This window comes from Desertivirga xinjiangensis (genome assembly GCF_024436435.1).
In the GTDB taxonomy this organism is placed as follows: Bacteria; Bacteroidota; Bacteroidia; order Sphingobacteriales; family Sphingobacteriaceae; genus Desertivirga; species Desertivirga xinjiangensis.
On sequence record NZ_JAFMZP010000004.1, the window covers coordinates 55,714 to 79,458 of the forward strand.

Consider the following 23,745-nt stretch of genomic DNA (forward strand, 5'->3'; position numbering starts at 1 on the left):
CTATTTTAATCTTTTAAAAGAAACTCTATCTTTGCAGTCCATTAACAAAGGGACCTGTAGCTTAATTGGATAGAGCACCTGACTACGGATCAGGAGGTTAGGGGTTCGACTCCCTTCAGGTCCACAAACCAATAAATAAGCCTTTTCGAGCAACACCGGAAAGGCTTTTAATTTTTAACAACAATCTGAATCCGATGCTTAATCTAGTATTATTTGGCCCTCCGGGAGCCGGTAAAGGAACGCAATCCCAAAAGCTTATTGAAAAATACCAGCTTGTTCATCTTTCTACAGGAGATATTCTCAGAAATGAAATCGCAAATGGAACGCAATTGGGTATTGAAGCCAAAAAACTAATGGATCAGGGCCTTCTTGTTCCTGATGAAGTGGTGATTGGCATGATCAGCAATAAGTTGGATGCAAATAGAGATGCCAGGGGATTTATTTTTGACGGTTTCCCGAGAACAGTTGCCCAGGCAGAGGCTTTAGATGCATTGCTTTTATCAAAAGATACTTCCATTTCTGTGATGATAGCCCTGAATGTTGACGATCAGGAATTAGAAAAGCGTCTTTTATTGCGGGGTAAAGATTCCGGCAGACCAGATGATGCTAATCCTGAAATTATCCGCAAGCGCATCGAGGAATATAATAGTAAAACTGCTCCTGTAGCTAATTTCTATAAATCGCAGGCGAAGTTTGTAAGTATCAATGGCATTGGCAGTATCGATGAGATATTTACCGAGATCACCAAAGTAGCGGATACGTTTTAAATCAGCGCGTAAAATATAGAAACTTAGCGGATATGAAGAGCTCCTTCTATCCGCTATTTTTGTACAAAAAAACACTCATTCATGTCTCAAGGATCAAACTTCGTCGATTACGTAAAAATTTGCTGTCGCTCAGGGCACGGTGGAGCCGGCTCGGCGCATTTGCACCGGGACAAACATACAGCTATGGGTGGTCCCGACGGAGGTGATGGCGGCAGGGGTGGCCATATCATATTAAAAGGCAGCACCCATATCTGGACACTACTTCATTTAAAATATCGTAAGCATGTAATTGCTGAAAATGGGCAGAACGGAGGAAGTGGACAGAAAAGCGGTAAATCCGGCACGGACGAAATCCTGGAAGTGCCACTCGGCACAATTGCAAAGGACGCTGAAACCGGAGAAGTTTTGTTCGAAATAACAAAAGATGGTGAAACAAGAATATTAACTCCTGGAGGCAGAGGAGGTCTGGGTAACTGGCACTTTAAGACGCCAGCCCTGCAAACACCTCGTTTTGCTCAGCCTGGTGAACCGGGTAAAGAAGAGTGGATGGTGCTTGAGTTGAAAGTATTAGCTGATGTGGGTCTGGTTGGTTTCCCTAATGCAGGGAAGTCTACGCTGCTTTCTGTAGTCTCAGCCGCGAAGCCCGAGATCGCTGATTATCCTTTCACAACCTTAGTGCCTAATCTTGGCATTGTTTCTTACCGCGATAGCCGCTCATTTGTAATGGCTGATATTCCGGGTATTATCGAAGGAGCTTCAAAGGGCAAGGGATTGGGATACCGATTTCTTCGTCACATTGAACGAAATTCTGTATTGCTATTCCTCATTCCCGCCGATACGAGCAGAACAATTAAGGAAGAATATCAGATCCTTCAAAATGAGCTCGAGCAGTACAATCCTGAATTAATGCATAAACCCAGGATTTTAGCCATAAGTAAATCGGATATGCTTGATGAAGAATTGCAAAATGAAATGAAGCAGGAGCTGCCCGCTGATGTACCTTCTTTATTTATTTCTTCAGTGGCGCAAAAGGGTATTGTTGAATTGAAGGATCTGCTTTGGAGAACAATAAATAGCTAGAGGACGATGAAAAGCTCGAGGCTGTCATGCCGAATTTATTTCTGCACCTGCTGAACTATGTATAGCGCGCCCAGCTTAGGCAAGAGTCCTGAAGAAAGCGATGACGCTATTCTTGAGGTCGTCATGCCGAATTTATTTCGGCACCTCCTGAACTATATTAGATCAATTAACTCTCTAAAGCTCTGTCCCTGACCTTCACAGCCGGATTCCCCTGGTAGATAGAGTAAGGCTCCAGATCTTTAGTTGCCACCGACCCCACAGACAAAACGCTGTGTGATTTACAGGTAACTCCGGGGCATACAGTGGCTTTTGCGCCGATCCAAACCCCCTCTTCCAGCGTAATACCACCCACTATCAGGTCAAACGTCGTCTTCTTGAAATTGTGGTTCCCGGTCAGAAGCATAGCTCCCTGTGAAAGACAAGCGTTATCGCCGATCACTGTTTCGACAAGGTTGTCAATCCACACATCCTCCCCCAGCCAGGCGTAATTGCCGACGCTAAGCAGCCAGGGATATTTAACACTGATACCCGGCTTAATATTCACCCCAACGCCGATCTTTGCGCCGAACAATTTTAAAAGAAAAACCCGTATTCCGCTTGATGGTATGAAGGAAGTCTTTAAAAATGCAGCATTTACCCATATCCACAGAAGGCGCTTAAGGGATGATGCTTTGGGGGTATACCAGGAGTTGTTGTATTGAGAAAGGTCTGTTTTGTTCATCATTGCGATCATTGCGGCGTTCAGTGTCAATCTTGCGATGCAAGATTACGAAATTTTAGGTGCTCAAACACCCGGGACAAATATTTTATAAATTAGCACAATTCTTGTATCCTATTGGGGATCTTTAGAAACAGTTATGAGCGTAAAGGTAGAACAACTCACAAAAGTATACGGAGAGCAAAAGGCGGTTGACCAGATTTCCTTCACAGCACATGCTGGAAGAGTATTGGGATTCTTGGGACCGAATGGTGCTGGAAAATCCACAACAATGAAAATTGTGTCTTGCTTTATTCCTCCGACCGCAGGACGCGCGAGCCTGTGCGGGTTCGATGTAGCTAAAGACCCCATGGAAGTAAGGAGGAACTTGGGCTACCTGCCAGAACATAACCCGCTGTATCTTGATATGTATGTCAAAGAATCGCTTAGCTTCATTGCTAACATTCACCAGCTTGCCAATAAGAAACGTAGAATAGATGAAGTGATAGAACTTACAGGGCTGAGGGCAGAACAGCATAAAAAGATCGGAGCCTTGTCAAAGGGTTACAGGCAGCGTGTCGGTCTGGCACAGGCAATGATTCACGATCCGCAAGTACTAATCCTGGATGAACCTACCTCTGGGCTCGATCCCAACCAGCTTATTGAAATTCGTAACCTTATAAAAACTCTTGGAGAGACCAAAACAGTGATCTTGTCAACGCATATTATGCAGGAGGTGGAGGCGATATGCGACGATGTTGTGATAATTAATAAAGGAAAGGTTGTAGCCAACCAGGAACTTGTGGGATTAAAAAATACTCACAAGAACCAATCTCTGGAAAACATCTTTCTAACTCTCACTAAATCAAGTAGTTTTCTCTGAAGTTAAGAGTTTGCTCTTTTCGTGTTGACATTTCAAAAAAACAGCTTACTTTTGCGGCACATTAATCCAAAATTAAGTCACATGAAAAAAGTTTTATTAATTGCTGCTATTGCAGTGTGCTCTTTAAAGGTATCAGCACAAACCGAGCAAGGAAATATCGTTGTAGGTGGATCCGTTAACTTCTCATCACAAAAGATTGAAGTAGAAGATGATGCAGCCACCTCTTTTTCCATAATCCCTAAAGCAGGTTATTTTATACAAGAAAACATTGCGTTAGGTACAGGTATTGGATTCCAGTCTGGAAAGTCTTTTGACGGAGATAAAACAAATACATTTATTATAGCCCCTTTCGGAAGATATTACAAATCTATTTCTGAGCAATTTAAATTTTTTGGCGAGTTATCCGTGCCGATGGCTTTTGGACGGTCAGAAAATGAAGATGGTGATAAAGGTCCCAAATACAGTGCTATAGGAGTTGGTTTGTCTCCGGGCTTCGCCTTTTTCCCGACAAAAAAGTTCGGAATAGAGCTTAGTTTTAGCGGTATATCATACAGAAGCGAAACTGTTAAACCAGAAATCGGAGACGATATGACAAGTAACGTGTTCAATATCGGAGCTGATTTCTTCAACCCGAACATCGGTCTTTTGTTCTATTTCTAAAAAATCAAAACATACTATAAAAAATCCCCGTTAGACTTTTCTGACGGGGATTTTTTGTTTGGGGCGATATTTGTAAGTAATTTCGACGACAGAAAAAAATATGCTTTCAATCTTTAATAAAGAAATTAGCGGTTTTTTAAACTCTCTTGTAGCTTATATAACTATTGGAGTGTTTTTATTGGTTATGGGCTTGCTGCTATGGGTCTTTCCCGATTCCAGTATTCTGGAATATGGTTATGCTGGCTTAGACAGTCTTTTCAATACAGCTCCATATCTGTTTATGTTCCTCATCCCAGCTATAACCATGCGTACGTTTGCTGAAGAAAGCCGGGAGGGGACATTTGAACTGTTGGCTACCCGACCTTTAACTGACTGGCATATCGTACTGGGTAAATATTTAGCTAGCTTGATGATTGTTTTATTTGCGCTGCTGCCTACGCTTATCTACTATATCACTGTATATCATTTAGGTGCAGTAAAAGGCAATATTGATACAGGAGCCGTAATCGGCTCGTACATCGGCCTATTTTTACTTGGAGCAGCTTTTGTTTCAATTGGCATATTTGCTTCGGCCATAACAAATAATCAGATCATTGCCTTTACTATAGCCGTCTTTCTTTGCTTTTTTTGTTTCATAGGCTTTGATTCTATCAGTCAGCTGTTATCATTGCAGACCGTCGATACTTATATAACAGCTTTAGGTATTAATGAACATTATCAATCTATCAGCCGTGGAGTGCTTGATACACGAGACTTGGTGTATTTTCTAAGTTTTATAGCAGTTTTTCTGGTGATTACTAAGACAATATTAGGAGGCAGAAAATGGTAGATCGCAAAAAAAGAGATTTACAATACCTCGCATTGTTTATAGTTATTCTTATTGCAATAAATATTGCATCATCTTTCGTTTTTACACGCTTTGACTTTACAGCGGAAAAGCGCTATACCTTATCGTCGATCACTAAATCTGAATTATCTGACCTGAGCGAAAATATTCAGGTGACCGTCTACTTAGAGGGTGAATTCCCATCTGCTTTTAAGCGACTAAGGAACTCAACAAAAGAAATACTTTCAGAATATAAGGCATACGCGAACGGAAGGCTGCGGTTTGATTTCGTAAATCCACTTACAGGTAGTCAGGAAAATCAGCAAACGGTCTACCAGGAACTGGTAGCAAAAGGGTTGGAACCAACCAATCTTAGTGTGAAAACAGAAGCCGGACTTACGCAAAAGATCGTTTTCCCCGCTGCTTTGATCACTTATCAGGGAAAACAAATTCCGGTTAACCTCTTTCAAAACCGCGAGGGGCTGCCGCCCGAAGAAGTTTTGAATAACTCCATTCAAAATCTGGAATATGCTTTTACAAGCTCAATTAAGAAGATTACAAGTGGAGGAAAACCGCGGATAGGATTTACAGAAGGGCATGGAGAGCTGTCTGATCTTCAACTGTCTGATGCTCTGAATACGCTTCAATCGGGTTACGAAGCAGGCAGAGTGGATTTAAAGACCATTCCATTCGAAGGGATTAACCGCTTGAAAGTACTGGTCATACCTAAGCCGGACCGCCCATTTACTGAGGCTGAGAAATATAAAATTGATTACTTTTTAATGCGCGGAGGCAGTCTGTTTTTTGCAATAGATAACGTAAATGCAGAATTGGATAGCTTGCGGGGTATGGGCAGCCAATTGGCTTTTGCTAAGAAACTGAACCTGGATGATATGTTATTTACCTACGGCGTAAGGGTAAATTATGATCTTCTCGCAGATATGAACTGCGCGCAGATCCCTGTGAATGTCGGTAACATCGCAGGACAACCCCAGATGCAGATGGTGCCATGGTTGTTTTATCCAATATTTGTCCCGGTTTCAAAACACCCTCTGGTGAAGAACCTTGATGGAATACGGAGCGAGTTTGCCAATACCGTGGATACGATTGCTGTAGAAGGAATTCGCAAACAGGTTATCCTAAGCTCTTCCCCTTATAGCCGGCTGTTAAAGATACCTAATATGATTTCCCTGGAAATGATCGCACAGGAGCCGGATCCAAGAGAATTTCAAAGCCGGCCAAAAAGTGTTGGAGTACTTCTGGAGGGCGAATTCACTTCCAATTTCAGGAACAGGCCTGTGCCGGAAGAGATCACAGACAACGTAACAATTCCCGAAAAGGGAAGGGCTGCCAGGATCATTGTGGTTGGCGATGGTGATATTTTAAAGAACCAGATCAACACCCAGGATGGTTCTCCCCTGCCTCTAGGATACGACAGGTATACCCAAAAGCAATACGGGAACAAAAATTTCCTCTTGAATATTGCTGATTATCTCACCGACGACTCAGGGATTATAGAGCTGAGAAACAAAGAAATCAGAATCCGCCTGCTCGACAGAGCAAAGGTACGCGACGAAAAACTGAACTGGCAATTGCTTAACATTCTGCTACCTCTTGTATTATTGACAATATTCGCACTGGGTTGGCATTTTTACCGGAAAAGTAGATTTGCAAAATAGGCCTCACAGCTATATCTTGTGTTGGAAATCTGAAAAAATCTTTTCCACACTATTGTCATAATGTTAGCATTTTCTTTTTCAGGTTTGATTTTGCTTTTCCTATTTTTGAAGGGCGGAGATTTGTTTAGAGAAGCCTCTGTTCATCTATTCACTAGATTTTTAGATATAAAGATATATGAGATTCATTGTTTCGACGTCGACTTTATTAAAACAGTTACAAGCTGTAAACGGAGCATCAAGTAGCAGTACTGTTTTGCCGATACTCGAAAACTTCCTTTTCGAAATCAGAGATAGTATTTTAACTATTTCAGCAACTGATTTGCAGACTAGTATGACCACGTCTTTAGCTGTTGAATCTAAAGAAGAAGGTAAAATAGCTATCCCTTCGAAAATATTACTTGAAACTCTTAAGACACTTCCAGATCAACCTATTGCGTTTAATATCGATGATAGTACATTTGCGATCGAAATAAATGCAGGTGACGGAAAATATAAGTTGAGTGGAGAGAATGGTGATGATTTTCCTAAAATTCCTACTGTAGAAGACGCTTCTGCAGTTAATCTACCGGCTTCTGTTTTGGCTGAAGCGATTAATAAAACCATTTTTGCTGTAAGTAGTGATGAGTTAAGGCCTGCAATGACCGGTGTCTTTTGTCAACTTACGCCGCAGCACTTTACTTTTGTATCTACTGATGCGCATAAATTAGTTCGCTATCGTAGGATGGACGCGAAGTCTGAAAGCGCAGCTTCATTTATATTACCGAAAAAGGCATTGACGCTTTTGAAATCTTCCCTGCCTTCGGATGATGTTAATGTTTCCGTTGAATATAACAGTACCAGTGCGTTCTTCCGCTTTGGAAATATTAACCTTATTTGCCGCCTGATCGACGAAAGATACCCTGACTATGAAGCGGTAATTCCACAAAACAATACAAATCAGCTAACCTTAGACCGGGCATTGTTCCTTAATTCATTGCGCCGTGTGGTTATCTTTGCTAATAAAACAACACATCAGGTTCGTCTGAAGATCACCGGAAGTGAGTTGAACATATCATCCGAAGATATTGATTTCTCCAATGAGGCTCATGAGCGTTTAAGCTGTCAATATGAAGGCGACGATATGGAGATCGGCTTTAACGCACGCTTTTTGATCGAGATGCTTAATAACTTAAGTGGTGAGGAAGTTACCTTACAGATGAGCACACCTAACCGGGCGGGCTTGCTTATTCCACAAACGAATGATGAGCGCGAGGATGTTCTGATGTTGGTTATGCCGGTGATGTTAAATAGCTACGCCTAGTGTAGTAGAATTAATACGATTTTAATATAAGATTGCTGCAAAGAGCATCTGGCTGAGTTTTTGAACTTAGCAGATGCTCTTTTTCTTTAACACCTGTAAAGGAATAAAGCACACACACACACATATATTAAAATTATGATTATGAAAACTCAAACACGACTTAGCAAACTTATGCTCGCATTCGCAGCATTTTTAACTTTAAGCTCAGTCATGATTCTTAGTTCCTGCAGTAAGGATGACGACGATGACGATATGGATGGCGCTAATATACAGGTGATCCATTCGGCTGAAGGTACCGGCAGGGTAGAACTGTACCTGGACAATCAAAAGGTTAACAATTCAGCAGTAGCTTATGCGCAGTCATCGGGATATCTTAGAACAACTACCGGAGCGAAGACCGCTGAAATCAAATTGGAAGGAAGTACACAAGTAGTAAGCAGTACCAATGTGAATTTCGAAAGTGGGAAAAATTATACAATTTATGTCACAAATAGCGGTACTGCAGCAAGTACGGTAACTACATCAGATAACACTACAAAGCCAACTGCAGGAAATGCAAAAGTGCGCTTTGTCAATTTAAGTGCCTTATTGTCTAATGCAACCATCATGCTGGATAACTCCTTGTCACTGTCAGGGAACCTCGCTTTCGGTTCTACAACAGATTATAGTGTAGTTTCGGCGGGCGAACATAACTTCAAGGCGACAGCTGCAAGCAATGCGAACATTTCCACAAATAAGACTTTTAGTGTTCAGGATGGGAAAGTTTATACCATCTACCTGATGGGTACTACTGACCTTGGCTTGAACATTGTTACTCATAAGTAATTCTATAAGTATTTTTTGATGGAGTCCGGCACTATTTTGGCCGGACTTTGTTTATTTTGTACATTACTGTTTCAATTACACATTTAATAACGTATACATATAGATTATTTCCACCTAATAAGATCAATTATGAATTACTCAAGAAAAACTACTAAGAAAAATCGAGGATATTTTTTAGCATTATGTTTAGGACTCTTTAGTCTCGTGTTGTTGTCTTCATGTAATAAAAATGATGACGATGACTTTGAACAGCCTGATGTTTCAGGGATCAAATTTATTCACTCACTTCCGGCACAGACATCTTTAGATTTCTACGTAGATGGTCAACGAGCCACCGGGGCAGCCTTGACGGTAAACCAATATACTAACTATATCGGTGTATACTCAAGAAAATCATTAATCCAGGCCGCAGTTGGCGGAACTTCAACAGAGGTTTTTAAAGACACTATAGATCTTGTTGTTGATAAAGGTTACTCAGTATTTCCAACATACAAATACCTGTCAAAAAACGACAGTACAACATCCGTGATACTGGAAGACAATCTTAACGCACCCGCATCAGGCAAAGCGAAGGTTCGCTTCCTGAATCTTAGCCGTAGTGCAACCGGAGTAGATTTTAGGATAAAAGATCAAACCACCAATTTGTCTGGTGCCAGAGCTTATAATCAAGCTTCAGAGTTTATGGAGATGGACCCGGGTTCCTTAACGTTCGAGGTTTTAGATGCAGGAACAGCAACTGTTAGAGCTACTTCTGCGGCCACTACAATCTCATCGGGTAAAATTTATACTATTTGGACCATCGGTATTGCCGGAGGCACCGGCGCGCAGGAGCCAAAGGTGTATCTGGTAGAGCATTAATCTGAACAAAAACAAATAATATAAAATAGAAATATCAGAGAATTCCTCTGATATTTCTATTTTTGGCAAACACTTAATCGTATTTGCCTTGGAAATCATCCAATCGATCATCGACTTCATTCTTCATATTGACAAACATCTTGTAGAAATTGTCAGCGAGTATCAAACCTGGACCTATCTTATTTTATTCCTTATTATTTTCGCGGAGACCGGTTTAGTGGTTACCCCCTTTCTTCCCGGTGATTCACTGCTCTTTGCAGCAGGAGCTATAGTTGCTAAGGAAGAAAGCGGATTAAACATCTTCCTGATGGCAGCTATTTTGATCATCGCGGCCATTTTGGGCGATATGGTAAATTATCTGATTGGGGATTATATCGGTCCGAGGGCCTTTAGTGGAAAATATAAATTATTGAAAAAGGAATACCTCGAGAAAACACAGGCCTTCTACGTTAAACACGGAGGCAAAACCATTATTTATGCCCGTTTTATTCCTATCATAAGGACCTTTGCTCCGTTTGTTGCAGGCGTCGGTACTATGAGCTACAGTAAGTTTGCTTCATACAATGTTATTGGTGGGGTTTTGTGGGTTGTCAGCTTTCTGTTCATTGGATTTTTCTTCGGTAACCTGCCTATTATCAAGCAGAACTTCACCTACGTGATCTTTGCAATTATATTGTTATCCTTGCTGCCACCAGTAATAGAATTGCTGAAAGGCAAAAGCAAGACAGTTAAGGCCTGATCATTCAGGCCTGCCCAACTGGTTCCCTTCCTGGTATAAAAGTTCGTCTTTTTTATCTTCTGCCTCATCTCTACTTTTCAGCCCGTTCAAATCCGGTTGTCCGGCATCTACCCAGGCAGAATACCAGTAGCTGGCGGTAACAAGTATAGATTGCTGCATTTGTTTCTCAACCAGTCCATTTAATGCGATATGATAGGCCCTTGAATATTCCTCAGAATACTGCTTTAGCAAAATCCCATTTCTTTCGGAAAAAGCATATTTTCTGTCCGAAGGGAAACTTTTGCTTAACCTGGCTTCAATCAAAAACACTGAGTCTGTAAGACTATTGGTCCGCCGTAGAAATTTCCATGCCTCGTTCAGTGGATTCTCAATGTATCTCGCCTTTCCAACAAAAAAATCATATTCCGAAGCAAATAATTCAGGCAGGCGGCTTTCCAGGAAACCATGTATCCCAATTTGGTTAGTAAACTGACCGTTATAATTGCTTGTAGTATGCAGAGGAATGTGTGCATCTGCAATATAATGGCTCAAATCACAAGAATGTCTGAGGATCATCTTCGCATCTTTTTCCTTAAAAGCCCTGACCAACGAATAATACGTCCGTTGAATCTGCCAGGGAACAATCCCATGAGCTCTGAGAGTATCCTCACTATATTTCCGTACAGCTTCATCCCATTTCTGGGGAATGCTGTCAAAAGGCGACAGCCCATAGTGATCTGTATCTAAGTAGTGCCTGGAAGCTTCATCTTTATTAACATAGCGTCTTTTATCCGGATCTACAGAATGTTCAGTAATGTACTCAATATTACTCTTGTAAAATTTTATCATAGGCGCAGGCAAGCTGAATACCGCCATCCGGCTGATTTTTTTATGTGCAAAAAATCCCCATGAAGAAAACAGAATAACAGTGGGTAGTGAAATGAAAAGGGTTAATAGATTTCTGAACATGTTCGGATTACAATAAGGTGCTTTAAGTTAATACATTACTTGGTTATGGTTCATGATTTTTTTAAATAAAAGTTTTGTTCTTAAATCTTATCGTCTTATATTTGCAGTCCGAAAAATAGAAGTACAACTTACAAATGGCAAATCATAAATCAGCAATAAAGAGAATTAGAGCGAATGCTACTAAGCGCTTACGTAATCGCTATCAGGCTAAAACAACCCGTAACGCTATTAAAAAATTACGTGGCACTACATCAAAAGCAGAAGCTACTCCGCTTTTAGCAAAAGTTGTGTCTATGCTTGATCGTCTTGCTAAGAAAAATGTAATTCACAAAAACAAAGCATCTAACAATAAGTCAAAGTTAACAAAGTTTGTTAACGGCTTAGGCTAAGATATTTAAATCATATACAAAAAAGGGAAACTATGACGGTTTCCCTTTTTTGTATATTGGTGTTTCCATAATTTTAAATTATGGAAACTTATAGCCAGAAAATCACCATCAAATCCTGGGCAGAAGAAGATCGTCCGCGGGAAAAACTGTTGAACCAGGGCAGAAGGAGTTTAACCGACGCGGAGCTGATTGCAATTCTCATCGGTTCCGGAAGCAGGAATGAAACAGCGGTTGAACTCAGCAAGCGCATTTTGCATTCTCTCGAAAGCGACCTTGACAAACTTGGCAGGCTTTCAGTAAGCGAGCTCTCACGCTTTAAAGGGATCGGCGAAGCCAAGGCAATAACAATTATTGCCGCATTAGAACTTGGCCGCCGGAGAAGAGAGTCTGAAAAAGCTAAGAAAACACAGGTCACTTGCAGTAAGGATATTTACAATTTATTGAGCCGCTATTTTTCCGACTTAAATCACGAAGAATTCTGGATCTTGTTGCTTAACAGAGCTAACAACGTGTTGTCCCAGCACTTGATAAGCAAGGGTGGTCAGGGAGGAACAATTGCAGATCCTAAGATAATTTTTAAATCAGCCCTCGAAAATAACGCTGCTTCCATCATCCTGGCACACAACCATCCCTCCGGAAATCTGAAGCCAAGTCAGGCAGACATTAATCTCACAAAAAAACTCCGGGAAGCTGGTAGTTTCCTCGATATTCCGGTGCTTGATCATCTGATATTCACAGACGCATCTTATTTTAGTTTTGCAGACGAGGGAATACTATAAGAACTTCTTTAAGCATTCTCCTTTTATTTATCTTTGCCCTTCATTAATTAAAACGGATGAAGATATCATACAACTGGCTTAGCCAGTTTATACATACAGAAAGAACCCCGGAAGAAATATCACAAATACTAACGGCTATTGGCTTAGAGGTAGAAAGTCTTGAGAAAGTACAAAGCATACCTGGGGGACTAGAGGGCTTGGTAGTAGGATTTGTAAAAGAATGCGTACAGCATCCAAACGCTGATCGTCTGCGTGTGACGAAAGTTGATGTGGGAAAAGGCGAAGATTTACAGGTGGTATGCGGCGCTCCTAATGTTGCCGCAGGTCAGCATGTTATCGTAGCAACCGTGGGCACAACGGTATATCCCAACGAAGGGGAGCCTTTCAAAATTAATAAATCCAAGATCAGGGGCGAAGTATCCGAAGGGATGATCTGTGCTGAAGATGAAATTGGCCTGGGTGGTTCTCATGCCGGTATCATGGTGTTGGATTCAAGTGCTCGCATCGGAACTCCCGCAAAAGAATATTTTAATATCAAGGATGATTACCTTTTTGAGATTGGCTTAACTCCAAACCGCGCCGATGCGGCATCTCATCTGGGTGTAGCCAGAGATCTTGCTGCTTATTTAAGAACCTCACTTACTTTACCTGATGTTTCGGCGTTTAGGCCTGACAACCTCGATCGCCCTATTCCTGTCATTGTTGAAAATGAAATAGCTTGCCCTCGGTATACTTCGATCACTATCAGTGGTGTCAAGGTAACGGAGTCTCCTGACTGGCTCAAAGAAAAATTAAACATAATTGGAGTCAGGTCTATCAATAATATTGTTGACGTTACAAATTACGTGCTTCATGAGCTAGGACAGCCATTGCACGCGTTTGATGCCGATGCAATAGGTGGTAAGGTAGTAGTGAAAAACTTCCCGGACGGAACTCTTTTTACCACGCTCGACGAGACCGAACGGAAGTTGTCCTCCGATGATTTAATGATCAGCAATGGTGAAACTCCACTATGTATTGCAGGTGTTTTTGGTGGGCTTACCTCCGGAGTAAAAGAATCAACCACAAACATATTCCTTGAAAGTGCTTACTTCAATGCAGTGGCGGTGCGCAAAACGTCCAAGCGGCATTCGCTTAAAACCGATGCTTCGTTCCGCTATGAAAGAGGTACAGATCCGGAGATTACCGTTTTCGCTCTCAAGAGAGCCGCTTTGCTGATCAAAGAAATTGCTGGTGGACAGATCTCCTCTGAGATATCCGATTTTTATCCTTCACCGGTAGCTCCTTTTGAGGTTTCAGTTAACTACAAAAACGTAAACCGCCTTATTGGAGAGGCAATCGAGCTGAATACGATCAAAGAGATTATTACCGCTCTGGGTATCGAAATAAAGGCAGAAACAACCGACGGACTCACATTGTCAGTACCTACCTACAAGGTTGACGTTACGAGGGAAGTTGACGTTGTTGAAGAGATTCTTCGTATTTATGGCTACAACAAGATAGAGATACCTGCCCAGATAAGAGCGTCCTTAAACTATGCGGTTAAGCCGGATAAAGAATTGGTGATGAATCAGGTAGCGGATATGTTAAGCTCCAACGGCTTCTCCGAAATCTTATCTAATTCATTGACTAAGTCATCTTATGCCGAAAATCCTGAAACAGCAGTTAAGATCATCAACCCCTTAAGTAGCGATTTGGATACAATGCGCCAAAGCCTGCTTTTCTCCGGTCTCGAAGCAATAGCCTATAACCAGAACCGCCGGAACGCCGATCTCAAGCTTTACGAATTTGGGAAAATATATTCACTCGTAAACGGGAGCTATGTGGAGGGACAGCGCCTATCAATATTTATCACTGGCAATCAGCTTGCGCAGCAATGGAATCACACCAGAAAGCAGGTGTCTTTTTATGACCTTAAAGCTGCAGTGGACGCAATCATTAAGCGCTTAAATGTTACTGGATTGCTTCAGGACGGATTCGAAAATAAAGACTTTCAACAAGCGCAGCAATATAGAAAGGGTGACAAAGTCTTAGTACAATTCGGAATACTCAGTCGCTCCGTGTTGAAAAAGCTGGATGTAGAGAAAGAAGTTTTTTATGCTGATTTTGATTGGGATGCAATTTTAAAAGCTATTCGTAAGAACAAAATTACTTACCAGGAAGTTGCTAAAATTCCGGCTGTAAGGCGGGATCTGTCATTGTCTATTAACAAGCAGATCACCTTTAATCAGTTGCAGCAACTGGCGCTTAAGGCAGAAAAGGCACTACTAAAAGAGGTAAATGTGTTTGACGTTTATGAAGGCGATAAGCTACCTGCAGATAAGAAGTCGTATGCTTTGAGTTTTCTTTTGCAGGACGAAGAGAAAACGCTTACAGATAAGCAGATTGATTCGGTAATGAGTAAATTAATAACTATTTTCGAAAAGGAACTAGGAGCGGAAATAAGAAAATAGCTTTTAGCTTAGAGCTTAAAGGGTAAAGTTTAAAGCCAAGAACTACTTCTGCTCTCTGCTTTCAGCTTCCGTTTTCAGCTAGCATTTTTCAATTTTTTAAACTATGTCACTGACTGGTCAACTAAATAATGTACTCGGCAAAACACAAAGGCTTATAGAGCTTTGTGAAACTTTGCAGGAAGAAAATGACTTGTTAAGGCTTGAAAATCAGTCGCTGACCGTAGCTGTGGATACCAGTAAGGTAAAGATGGCCGACCTGGAAGAGAAGCTGAGAGCCCTGAAGTTAGCCCGCTCACTCGAACAGATTGCTGTAGCTAAAGATGGAGCAAATGAAAAAGCTCTTGACATAAAGCAAAAAATTAGCGAATTTGTGCGGGAAATAGATAAGTGCATAGTATTACTCAAAAAGTAATACCTTTGTGAAACAAAAGCTCAATGGGAGAAATCTCAATAAAAATAAATATTGCTGACCGTGTTTACCCATTAAAGGTAAATATGGAAGAGGAAGAAGTGATCAGGAGAGCAGCTAAGCTGATAAACGACCGCATAAAAGAGTTTCAGGAAAACTATGCGGTTCGTGATAAACAGGATTTACTTTCTATGTGTGTGTTGCATTACGCCACCGCCACATTAAAAAGTGAGAAGAAGATGGTAGATGAAGATACAGAGGTTGCAGATAAAGTGTACCAATTAGACCAGCTGTTAGACGGATTTTTTTCTAAGTAATATATCGTTCTTTTAAATACGCGAAGAGCGCTAAAGGTTTAACCGCTGTTAAATTTTTAGGTTTCACTATTTTATAAAACTTAACGCTTCAATATCAGCAGAGTTAATATAAATGCAAATCATCTGGCAATGTCCACCTGATTATGATTAAAACTCGAATTCATGTTTGCTGAAGTTTTAAAATACATGGGATCTAAATTTTAATAGCGGTTTTTTTTTAAGTGATAACTATATATGGATATAATACTTTACATTTTTTTAGGATTAGTGATAGGAGTAGTGATAGGGAGATTCCTATTGCAGAAGCTACTCAAAAATCAGGAAGTTGCTGCTCAGAATAAAGTAAAAAAGATTTTAAAGGATGCTGAGAATAACGCTGAGATATTAAAAAAGAATAAGCTTCTTGAAGCTAAGGAGAAGTTCCTGCAAATGAAAGCGGAGCACGAGCAGGAGGTTAGTCAGAAAAACAATGCGCTGAATCAGCGCGAGAATACTATTAAACAAAAAGAGCAATCCTTAAATCAGCGTCTAGAAAACATGACCCGCAAGGATCAAGACCTGGATGCTCAGCGTAAAAACCTGGAGAAACAACTTGAGATTACTCAGAAGAAGCAGGAAGAGGTAGAAGCTTTAAAGAATCAGCACATCACCCAGCTGGAAACGATAGCAGGCTTATCAGCCGAGGAAGCTAAAAATCAGCTAGTAGATACCCTGCGTGAAGAGGCTCGTACTAAGGCAATGATCCAGATAAAAGACATTGTTGATGAGGCCAAGTTAACCGCTAGCAAAGAAGCGAAAAAGGTAGTGATCCAGACCATTCAGCGTACAGCTACAGAGGCAGCCATTGAAAATACAGTATCAATTTTCAATATTGAAAATGATGAGATCAAAGGTCGCGTTATAGGGCGCGAAGGGCGTAATATCCGCGCTCTGGAAGCAGCTACCGGAGTTGAGATCATCGTAGATGATACACCAGAAGCTATCATCCTGTCAGGATTTGATCCTGTTAGAAGGGAAATTGCCCGCCTTGCATTACATCGTTTAGTAACCGACGGACGTATTCACCCTGCTCGTATCGAGGAAGTGGTTTCAAAAACCAAGAAGCAGATCGAAGATGAGATTGTAGAAATTGGTGAGCGTACAGTGATCGACTTAGGTATCCATGGCTTACATCCGGAGTTAATCCGTATGGTAGGCAGAATGCGTTACCGGTCTTCTTACGGACAAAACCTGTTGCAGCACTCCCGTGAGGTTGCTAACTTCTGTGCTACCATGGCATCAGAGTTAGGACTGAATGTTAAACTGGCTAAACGTGCCGGCTTACTGCATGATATAGGTAAGGTGCCTGATGATAATCCGGAATTACCACATGCTATCCTGGGTATGCAGCTGGCTGAAAAGTATAAAGAGCATCCTGAAGTTTGTAATGCTATTGGAGCGCACCACGACGAAATTGAAATGACGTCTATGATCTCGCCGATCATTCAGGCATGTGATGCTATTTCCGGTGCACGTCCGGGGGCACGCCGGGAAGTGGTGGAAAGTTATATCAAACGCTTAAAAGAGCTAGAGGAACTTGCGTTATCCTATCCAGGTGTTGAAAAAACCTTCGCAATTCAAGCAGGACGCGAACTTCGCGTAGTGGTTGAAAGCGAAAGAGTAACCGACGCCCAGGCTGAGATCCTGGCGACAGATATATCAAACCGTATTCAAACAGAAATGACTTATCCCGGACAGATCAAGGTAACTGTGATCCGTGAAACCAGGTCAGTTTCTTTCGCGAAATAAGCCTTTACTTAATCCCTCTCCGAAAGGAGAGGGGCTGAATTCTTACAATGGCTAAACAACACGAGATTCTTCCAGTCATTAAAGTTCTAAATCAATACTCAGAAGCACATCAAAGTCCTACAAACAAGTTGCTTCAGTGGATATATGTCCCTTTGCTATCGTTTGGCCTTTTAGGTCTTATCTGGGCCATCCCATTTCCCCATCTCAACTTTTTAGGGAGATACAATGGTTTTGTGAACTGGGCATCATTTCTGATCGCCTTTTCTATCTACTATTATTACAAATTATCGCCTCTATTATCCTATGGAATGCTCCTGGTTGTATTTGCATTTTCAGCAGGAATTGTAAGTCTCGAAAAGCTTCATACCAATCAAGGTTGGCCCCAGTTGCCGCAGGTCTGCCTAATAATCTTTATCCTGGGTTTGCTCTTACAGTTTATTGGATACAGCGCCGAAGGAAAAATACCCTCTTTTATCACTAATTTAAAATTCTTGTTAACCGGACCTATGTGGCTGATACATCAGCTTCTCAAAAAAGTTCGCTTGATCCATTAAACTGGCAATGTATTTGATCCATGATAGTAAATCTTACTACTATGGAAAATCAGAAATATATAATCCCTGGAATAGCCTCTGCGATCATTCCTGGATTAGGACAGATAATCAAAGGCCAGATAATTAAAGGACTTCTTATAATTATAGTTGGTGGTACTGTAGGTTTTCTCCTCGCCTGGACAGCAATCGTCCCCATCCTGATCTGGGCCTGGAATGTTTATGACGCCTTCACTTCCGACAGCGAAAGAAGCATCGTAGACGATAATAGCAAACGAGCCGGTATCTAAGCTTATTCAATGATTTCTAAGCCTTTTACTCCGGAGGTTCCTATCTGTCCAGAGACTTCCCCAGGGTGTCTCTGGATTCAGAAATAAAAGCGAGTCTCCGACTCGCTCGGCAACAGATAGACATTCTTTACCAACTCCGGAAATTGAAATTAATACCCAGTTCAGCCTTCTCCTAGCCCTCTCAGGTACAAGCTTGAACCATGAGGGTACTTTCCAAGTACTAAGACTGTCAATTTCACGGTCTTGGTACGGTTCATGTACGGTTTAGTCACGGTCTATAAAATACGATATCTCGTTCTTGTCTCGTCCTAATTAGGCTATACAGGTTAGAGGATTAATAGTAATTGAGCTATACAACGACGTAGTACTAAGACGCCTTTAGATCATTAGGATGCGTTGTAAAAGCGAGGAGTATCGAGGCGCTTCTAGGAGGTTCTTAATGTTAAATTAACAAAACGCTTACTTTTCCTTAATTGACCTCTAACATCCACTTAATATTCCGGTAATACTTTTGTGGTTGAAAAAACGAAGCAAAAGTGAAAAATAATCTAGTTTTCAGAACTTTAACCCTGGTGTTCCTTTTCGGACTAATGAGTTTGGAGATATTTGGCCAGTCTACAACCGGCAAAATCACAGGTAAGGTAACTGACAAAAAAAACGGTGAGACTTTAATAGGGCTGAATGTAAAAGTGGTAGGTGCCCCAAAAGGCGCATCGACAGATGTCGAAGGCCGGTATACTTTAGGAAATCTTGCTGCTGGTAAATATTCTGTTCATTTTACTTATGTAGGTTATGCTACTAAGACAGTGTCGGACGTGATTGTAAAAGCAGGTGCGGTTACCAATCTTGACGTTACAATGGATGAGGGCGCTAGTAACCAGCTTCAGGCGGTTGTAATCAATGTGTCAGCAAAACAAGAGTCGGTGGCGGGTTTATATGCACAGCAAAAGAACGCGGTAAGTATGTCAAGTGGAGTTTCTGCTGATGTAATTAAGCGTTCGCCAGACAGAAATACTGGTGAAGTTTTAAAACGTGTTAGCGGTGCCAGTATTCAAGATAACAAATTTATCATTGTTAGGGGTTTGAGTGACAGGTATAATAATGCAATGGTAAATAATGCACCTTTGCCCAGTACCGAGCCAGACAGAAAGACTTTTTCTTTTGATGTGATTCCTTCCAGTTTAGTTGATAACATTGTTATAAATAAAACTGCCACTCCCGAACTTCCCGGTGATTTCACAGGTGGAGCTATACAGATTAAAACAAAAGACTTTCCAGATGTAAAGAACCTGGAAATAAATTACGGAATAGGATACAACTCTCTGACAACTTTCAATAATTTTTATGGAAATACCAGACCAGGCTTAGATTTTACTGGATTCGGAGCGACTTCAAGGGCATTGCCTTCTTCTTTTCCTGCAACAAGAAGACAATTTAATTCTGCATCTCTCAATCAACAAGTTGCTTATAGTAAAGGATTTGACAATACCTGGGGTATTAATAATTTGGGTAAGGCGATGCCTAGCCAGAATTTACAGTTCGTCTATGGTAATTCTTATGCTCTGAAAAATGAAAGTAAGCTTGGCTTAATATTGTCAGCAACCTATAGAAATTCAACGACGATATCAGAAGAGTCGAGGAGTGAGTTTAACCTACGTTCTAATAATGTTAGTGTTCCGTTCTATCAGTTTAATGATACCTACTATGCGTTTAATACGACTTTAGGAATACTTGCCAATCTTTCTTATATAAAAGGAAATAATAAATTTGCGTTCAAAAATATCTTTAACAAATCGTTTGATGATACCTATTTAAATAGGTCTGGCCAGACAAATGAACAGTTAACACTTCTCAAAGGCTCCCAGCAGGAAGTAAATGATAAATCCCTTATAAACTCTGTGCTTGAGGGGGATCATCTATTAAGCAGTATTAACAAATCAAGGATAAATTGGAATGTGTCTTTTGGCAGAGTGACTAACAATCAGCCAGATTTAAGGCGATTGTCTTATACTAAGCCTGTAGAGGGCGATCCAAGCGAACCATATCAGGCAGCTGTTCCACTAGTTGCGTCACCCTCCACAGCCGGCCGTTTTTTTAGTGAACTTTCGGAGAATATTTTCGGTGCTGCTGTTAATTATTCCATTCCCTTCAATTGGTTAGAGAATTCCCATTCATTGAAGGTGGGCTTGTCAAAACAATATAAGCTCCGCGATGTGTCAGCCAGAGTGTTGGGCTATAAACAGGGGGGATCGGGATATACTTTATTGACTTTGCCACAAGATCAATTATTTGTTAGTAATAATATTTCGGCTGATCTGTTTTTTATCGATGATATTACCAATACCAATAATAAATATGATGCAACAGGTGATTTAAATGCTGGTTATGTAATGTTTAATAACGTGTTGTTTAAAAAGTTGAAAGCTTCATGGGGCGCAAGGGTTGAAAATTACATTGAGGAGTTAAACACAGTAGATAACAACAGGCAGTTAAATGTTAAAAATAACTACCTGGACATACTGCCATCGGCAAACTTAAGTTATCCACTTAACGATAAGTCAAATTTGAGAATTAGTTATTCAAATACAATTGCGAGAGCTCAATTTAGGGAACTAGCTCCCTTTAACTTCTACGATTTTGTTACGGATGCAATGAGAACGGGAAATGATGATTTAAAGCGTAGCAAAATAACGAACTTAGATTTACGGTATGAAATATACCCATCTGCCGGACAATTGCTTTCTATCTCAGGGTTTTACAAGTTTTTGAAGGATCCAATCGAATCTTTCATTACATCTGATAGTTCGCCGACAAATAAAACGATTTCCTACTTCAATGCACCCCAAGCAACTGCCCTTGGGTTAGAATTAGAATTACGGCATGACCTCGGTTTTATCAACACAGGATCTGCTAACTGGAAAAACTTGATTTTCAGTGCTAATGCTGCTATAATAAAATCTGAAGTGGATTTTGAAGGATCTGGAGTTGTTGCGCAAAGCCGTCCGCTACAAGGACAATCTCCATACCTGATTAATACCGGATTGCATTACAATACACCAAACTCTAGCTGGCAAACAAGCTTGCTGTATAACAGGATTGGTAAGCGAATCTCCGTCGTTGGTTTTGGTAACACTAGGAATGGAAGTTATTTCGCCGACTATCCAGATGTTTACGAAGCGCCAAGAAATATTCTTGATTTCCAGCTTTCCAAACGTATAATCAAGAAGAAGGGTGAGGTAAAACTGAATGTTAGTAATATTTTCGATAGCGACGCCAAGTTTTATCAGGACTTGAATGAAAACGACAGATACGATAATTCATCTGATCAGCTTATCAACTCTGTTCAATATGGACGTTCAGTGTCTCTATCGTTCGGATATCGTTTCTAATACTTAATATTAAGGTAATATACTCTTTAAATATTGCTAATAATCACATAATACATTTGTATCAATAAGAAAAAAAAAGATCATGAATTTTAAGAAGCCAAAATTTTATGCCGCAGTACTTTTGTCGGCATTCACAGCATTCAGTGCATGTAAAAAAGATGATGGAGACGACAATAATCAAGAAACGGAGTTCACAGTACTTCAAGGAGAAATCAGAGGTACAAGAAAGCTAAGTGCGGATACAACGTATTTATTGCGTAGTTTTGTTCGGGTTATGGCTGGTGGTAGACTTGAGATTCCTGCAGGGACTATTATTAAAGGTGAAAAAGCTACAAATGCCGCCCTTATTGTGGAAAGAGATGGTGATATTATTGCTAATGGAACTGCCTCAAATCCAATTGTTTTCACTTCGGATCAGGAAGTTAAAGCAGCAGGAGATTGGGCGGGAATTGTAATTTGCGGTAAATCTACCGTCAATACAGAAAGCGGGACAGCTCAATATGAATCTGGAGTTTTAGGTTCTGAAGTTGCTAATTATGGTGGAGAGGTTCCAACTGATAATTCAGGGGAATTTAGTTATGTTCGTATTGAGTTTGCAGGTTATCCTATTCAGGTCAATAAAGAGATTAATGGCCTAACTCTCTGCGGTGTAGGAAGTGGAACTAAAGTGCACCATGTTCAGGTCTCTTATGGAGGTGACGATTCATTTGAGTTCTTCGGAGGCACAGTTAATGCAAGCCATTTAATAGCATACCGTGGTGTGGATGACGATTTTGACTTCGATCAGGGATATTCAGGCAAAATTCAGTATGCTATTTCTATAAAGGACCCAAATGTGGCAGATATCTCGCAAGGTGGAATGTCTAGAGGTGTTGAGGCATCAAATGGTTCAGCGGTTAGCGAGGAGCAATATAGCAGGCCTGTTCTTTCTAACTTTACATTTATAGGGCCAGGTGGCGGAAGTTCTAGCGCTAACCATGGTGCTGGAATCCATATTGGTACCAGTAGCCGACTTGTATTGGCAAACTCAATTATTGTTAATCATAAAACTAATGCTCTTGAATTGAGCTCGGATTTCGCAGCGAACTCTTTAAAAAACGGTCAAACAGTAGTTTCAAATAACGTGTTTTTTGGAGCTGGAAATAACTTTGGTTTATCAAGCGTTGCAACCACAATATTCGCAGATGCTGCGGCTCTTGGTACTTTCCTAGCTACCGGTGGGAATACTACTGTAGCTAACCTTAATGCAGTTGGATTTACTAGTACAAACATAGATGCTCCAAACCTTACATTAACTGCAAATTCTGTAGCTAACGGGAAAGCAGCCTTTACTGGTGATTTAGCAACAGGCTTTGAAACCACAGCTACTTATGCTGGAGCGATGGGAACTAGCAACTGGACAGCTGGATGGGCTAACTGGACTCCAAAAAGCACAACTTACTAGGATTATTAATTAAATAATTATAACATAGAAGCCGTCTCATAAGTTAGTTATGGGGCGGCTTTTTATTTATAGTTTGACGAGGCATATTTCAAAACAGTTGCTTTTTGGCAAGAGCTTTGATGGTATTGATTATTAAATACTTGCTTCAAACTTGTCATACCCCTACGCTTGGCTCTGTTAACAAAAACTTAATATATGTCGCTGTCGCATATCTTTATAGTCGCCCGTATTTCTAATACTAATTATAAAGTATGAATCATTTAAGCTTGACCGCCCTTATTCTGATCGTTCTTACCTCCTGCAGTGACAACAACGACTTGTCTATATCTTCGGACAATTTAACTGAATGTCCTGCTGAGACAAACTGTTCAAATTTATTTACTGAGAGCGCGGATTTCGATCAAGCGTTTCATCTCAAATCTGGAAACTTCAGGGTATTCATGGCAGAGCAAAAAAAAACACATAGTCAGGATGAGATAAGATCCATGCTGTATATCAAGGCCCCGATGGAAGGGAAGTCGTTTTAGTCAGAGACTCTGTTTTTATTGGATAATCCTTAGTCCCTCGCGCGCTTAACCCTGGCTACAGACTAAGGACAGCGCTGAGGTTTACGGAATAAGCTTAAAAATCTGTCCGAGTTCTTTGTCGGTGACTGTGCTCTTTTCGGATTTGTC

Annotated in this window: 22 protein-coding genes and 1 tRNA gene; 21 read left to right on the forward strand and 2 right to left on the reverse strand. The window is 40.8% G+C overall.

All coding sequences use genetic code 11. The annotated features are described in order from the left end of the window. Positions 1-50: 50 nt before the first annotated feature. From J3P37_RS11725 to obgE, 3 genes are all read left to right on the forward strand, one after another. A tRNA-Arg gene (locus J3P37_RS11725) sits at positions 51-124 on the forward strand. A 70-nt stretch (positions 125-194) separates the two neighbouring features. After that, positions 195-767 (forward strand): adenylate kinase, encoded by a 573-nt coding sequence (locus J3P37_RS11730; RefSeq protein WP_256011349.1) that lies wholly within the window; start codon positions 195-197, stop codon positions 765-767. Positions 768-848: 81 nt separating this feature from the next. Continuing rightward, the gene (gene obgE / locus J3P37_RS11735; protein ID WP_256011350.1) at positions 849-1,847 is read left to right on the forward strand and encodes a GTPase ObgE; all 999 of its coding nucleotides are present in this window, start codon (positions 849-851) and stop codon (positions 1,845-1,847) included. Between the two features lie 166 nt (positions 1,848-2,013). Here the strand turns inward: obgE and J3P37_RS11740 are convergent, their stop codons facing one another. Further along, the gene (locus tag J3P37_RS11740; RefSeq protein WP_256011351.1) at positions 2,014-2,571 is read right to left on the reverse strand and encodes a WcaF family extracellular polysaccharide biosynthesis acetyltransferase; all 558 of its coding nucleotides are present in this window, start codon (positions 2,569-2,571) and stop codon (positions 2,014-2,016) included. Positions 2,572-2,704: 133 nt separating this feature from the next. On the opposite strand from J3P37_RS11740, the gene J3P37_RS11745 reads away from it, so the two are divergent. The 8 genes from J3P37_RS11745 (at position 2,705) to J3P37_RS11780 (ending at position 10,314) form a co-directional block, all read left to right on the forward strand. Next, positions 2,705-3,427 (forward strand): ATP-binding cassette domain-containing protein, encoded by a 723-nt coding sequence (locus J3P37_RS11745; RefSeq protein WP_256011353.1) that lies wholly within the window; start codon positions 2,705-2,707, stop codon positions 3,425-3,427. Between the two features lie 81 nt (positions 3,428-3,508). Next, positions 3,509-4,087: an outer membrane beta-barrel protein gene (locus J3P37_RS11750; protein WP_256011355.1), complete on the forward strand. Its 579-nt coding sequence runs from the start codon at positions 3,509-3,511 to the stop codon at positions 4,085-4,087. A gap of 100 nt (positions 4,088-4,187) precedes the next feature. After that, on the forward strand, positions 4,188-4,916 hold the full coding sequence (gene gldF, locus J3P37_RS11755; RefSeq protein ID WP_256011356.1) for a gliding motility-associated ABC transporter permease subunit GldF: 729 nt from the start codon (positions 4,188-4,190) through the stop codon (positions 4,914-4,916). Further along, positions 4,910-6,592, forward strand: coding sequence for a gliding motility-associated ABC transporter substrate-binding protein GldG (gene gldG / locus J3P37_RS11760; RefSeq protein WP_256011357.1), 1,683 nt, complete (start codon positions 4,910-4,912; stop codon positions 6,590-6,592). Before gldF ends, gldG begins: the two co-directional genes overlap by 7 nt. 175 nt (positions 6,593-6,767) lie before the next feature. After that, positions 6,768-7,892 (forward strand): DNA polymerase III subunit beta, encoded by a 1,125-nt coding sequence (gene dnaN, locus J3P37_RS11765; protein ID WP_256011358.1) that lies wholly within the window; start codon positions 6,768-6,770, stop codon positions 7,890-7,892. A 141-nt stretch (positions 7,893-8,033) separates the two neighbouring features. Continuing rightward, complete coding sequence (locus J3P37_RS11770) at positions 8,034-8,717, forward strand: DUF4397 domain-containing protein (protein WP_256011359.1); 684 nt, start codon at positions 8,034-8,036, stop codon at positions 8,715-8,717. Between the two features lie 129 nt (positions 8,718-8,846). Continuing rightward, positions 8,847-9,575, forward strand: a complete 729-nt coding sequence (locus J3P37_RS11775) for a DUF4397 domain-containing protein (protein WP_256011360.1) — start codon at positions 8,847-8,849, stop codon at positions 9,573-9,575. An 88-nt stretch (positions 9,576-9,663) separates the two neighbouring features. Further along, entirely contained in the window at positions 9,664-10,314 is a 651-nt protein-coding gene (locus J3P37_RS11780) for a DedA family protein (protein ID WP_256011361.1), read from the forward strand. Here J3P37_RS11780 and J3P37_RS11785 read toward each other — a convergent pair whose 3' ends face one another. Next, positions 10,315-11,262 carry a zinc dependent phospholipase C family protein gene (locus tag J3P37_RS11785; RefSeq protein WP_256011362.1) on the reverse strand — a complete coding sequence of 316 codons (948 nt, stop codon included), beginning with the start codon at positions 11,260-11,262 and terminating at the stop codon, positions 10,315-10,317. It abuts the gene before it with no gap. A gap of 134 nt (positions 11,263-11,396) precedes the next feature. Here J3P37_RS11785 and rpsT point away from each other — a divergent pair, with 134 nt between their 5' ends. The 10 genes from rpsT to J3P37_RS11835 all read left to right on the forward strand — a co-directional run bounded on the left by rpsT (position 11,397) and on the right by J3P37_RS11835 (position 23,071). Next, positions 11,397-11,651: a 30S ribosomal protein S20 gene (rpsT, locus tag J3P37_RS11790; RefSeq protein ID WP_256011363.1), complete on the forward strand. Its 255-nt coding sequence runs from the start codon at positions 11,397-11,399 to the stop codon at positions 11,649-11,651. An 80-nt stretch (positions 11,652-11,731) separates the two neighbouring features. Then, positions 11,732-12,430: a RadC family protein gene (gene radC / locus J3P37_RS11795; RefSeq protein WP_256011364.1), complete on the forward strand. Its 699-nt coding sequence runs from the start codon at positions 11,732-11,734 to the stop codon at positions 12,428-12,430. A 56-nt stretch (positions 12,431-12,486) separates the two neighbouring features. Next, complete coding sequence (pheT, locus tag J3P37_RS11800; RefSeq protein ID WP_256011365.1) at positions 12,487-14,883, forward strand: phenylalanine--tRNA ligase subunit beta; 2,397 nt, start codon at positions 12,487-12,489, stop codon at positions 14,881-14,883. Between the two features lie 103 nt (positions 14,884-14,986). Further along, positions 14,987-15,295 carry a hypothetical protein gene (locus J3P37_RS11805; protein ID WP_256011366.1) on the forward strand — a complete coding sequence of 103 codons (309 nt, stop codon included), beginning with the start codon at positions 14,987-14,989 and terminating at the stop codon, positions 15,293-15,295. Positions 15,296-15,318: 23 nt separating this feature from the next. Beyond that, a complete protein-coding gene (locus J3P37_RS11810; RefSeq protein WP_256011367.1) occupies positions 15,319-15,609 on the forward strand; it encodes a cell division protein ZapA in 291 nt (96 codons plus the stop codon). Positions 15,610-15,843: 234 nt separating this feature from the next. Then, positions 15,844-17,397 carry a ribonuclease Y gene (gene rny, locus J3P37_RS11815; RefSeq protein ID WP_256011368.1) on the forward strand — a complete coding sequence of 518 codons (1,554 nt, stop codon included), beginning with the start codon at positions 15,844-15,846 and terminating at the stop codon, positions 17,395-17,397. 47 nt (positions 17,398-17,444) lie between these two features. Further along, positions 17,445-17,951 (forward strand): Mpo1 family 2-hydroxy fatty acid dioxygenase, encoded by a 507-nt coding sequence (locus tag J3P37_RS11820; protein WP_256011369.1) that lies wholly within the window; start codon positions 17,445-17,447, stop codon positions 17,949-17,951. Between the two features lie 41 nt (positions 17,952-17,992). Next, positions 17,993-18,238, forward strand: a complete 246-nt coding sequence (locus tag J3P37_RS11825; protein WP_256011370.1) for a hypothetical protein — start codon at positions 17,993-17,995, stop codon at positions 18,236-18,238. 536 nt (positions 18,239-18,774) lie between these two features. Further along, a complete protein-coding gene (locus J3P37_RS11830; protein ID WP_256011371.1) occupies positions 18,775-21,627 on the forward strand; it encodes a TonB-dependent receptor in 2,853 nt (950 codons plus the stop codon). A gap of 82 nt (positions 21,628-21,709) precedes the next feature. Then, on the forward strand, positions 21,710-23,071 hold the full coding sequence (locus tag J3P37_RS11835; RefSeq protein ID WP_256011372.1) for a beta-helix domain-containing protein: 1,362 nt from the start codon (positions 21,710-21,712) through the stop codon (positions 23,069-23,071). Positions 23,072-23,745: the final 674 nt, after the last annotated feature.

Excerpts from the sequence above, each read along its gene's own strand:
- J3P37_RS11740 (WP_256011351.1), bottom strand. The coding sequence starts at position 2,571 with ATGATGAACAAAACAGACCTTTCTCAATACAACAACTCCTGGTATACC.
- J3P37_RS11835 (WP_256011372.1), top strand. The coding sequence starts at position 21,710 with ATGAATTTTAAGAAGCCAAAATTTTATGCCGCAGTACTTTTGTCGGCA.
- J3P37_RS11805 (WP_256011366.1), top strand. The coding sequence starts at position 14,987 with ATGTCACTGACTGGTCAACTAAATAATGTACTCGGCAAAACACAAAGG.
- J3P37_RS11825 (WP_256011370.1), top strand. The coding sequence starts at position 17,993 with ATGGAAAATCAGAAATATATAATCCCTGGAATAGCCTCTGCGATCATT.
- obgE (WP_256011350.1), top strand. The coding sequence starts at position 849 with ATGTCTCAAGGATCAAACTTCGTCGATTACGTAAAAATTTGCTGTCGC.
- rpsT (WP_256011363.1), top strand. The coding sequence starts at position 11,397 with ATGGCAAATCATAAATCAGCAATAAAGAGAATTAGAGCGAATGCTACT.
- rny (WP_256011368.1), top strand. The coding sequence starts at position 15,844 with ATGGATATAATACTTTACATTTTTTTAGGATTAGTGATAGGAGTAGTG.
- pheT (WP_256011365.1), top strand. The coding sequence starts at position 12,487 with ATGAAGATATCATACAACTGGCTTAGCCAGTTTATACATACAGAAAGA.
- radC (WP_256011364.1), top strand. The coding sequence starts at position 11,732 with ATGGAAACTTATAGCCAGAAAATCACCATCAAATCCTGGGCAGAAGAA.
- J3P37_RS11820 (WP_256011369.1), top strand. The coding sequence starts at position 17,445 with ATGGCTAAACAACACGAGATTCTTCCAGTCATTAAAGTTCTAAATCAA.
- J3P37_RS11745 (WP_256011353.1), top strand. The coding sequence starts at position 2,705 with ATGAGCGTAAAGGTAGAACAACTCACAAAAGTATACGGAGAGCAAAAG.
- J3P37_RS11810 (WP_256011367.1), top strand. The coding sequence starts at position 15,319 with ATGGGAGAAATCTCAATAAAAATAAATATTGCTGACCGTGTTTACCCA.
- J3P37_RS11770 (WP_256011359.1), top strand. The coding sequence starts at position 8,034 with ATGAAAACTCAAACACGACTTAGCAAACTTATGCTCGCATTCGCAGCA.
- gldF (WP_256011356.1), top strand. The coding sequence starts at position 4,188 with ATGCTTTCAATCTTTAATAAAGAAATTAGCGGTTTTTTAAACTCTCTT.
- dnaN (WP_256011358.1), top strand. The coding sequence starts at position 6,768 with ATGAGATTCATTGTTTCGACGTCGACTTTATTAAAACAGTTACAAGCT.
- J3P37_RS11775 (WP_256011360.1), top strand. The coding sequence starts at position 8,847 with ATGAATTACTCAAGAAAAACTACTAAGAAAAATCGAGGATATTTTTTA.
- gldG (WP_256011357.1), top strand. The coding sequence starts at position 4,910 with ATGGTAGATCGCAAAAAAAGAGATTTACAATACCTCGCATTGTTTATA.
- J3P37_RS11730 (WP_256011349.1), top strand. The coding sequence starts at position 195 with ATGCTTAATCTAGTATTATTTGGCCCTCCGGGAGCCGGTAAAGGAACG.
- J3P37_RS11785 (WP_256011362.1), bottom strand. The coding sequence starts at position 11,262 with ATGTTCAGAAATCTATTAACCCTTTTCATTTCACTACCCACTGTTATT.
- J3P37_RS11750 (WP_256011355.1), top strand. The coding sequence starts at position 3,509 with ATGAAAAAAGTTTTATTAATTGCTGCTATTGCAGTGTGCTCTTTAAAG.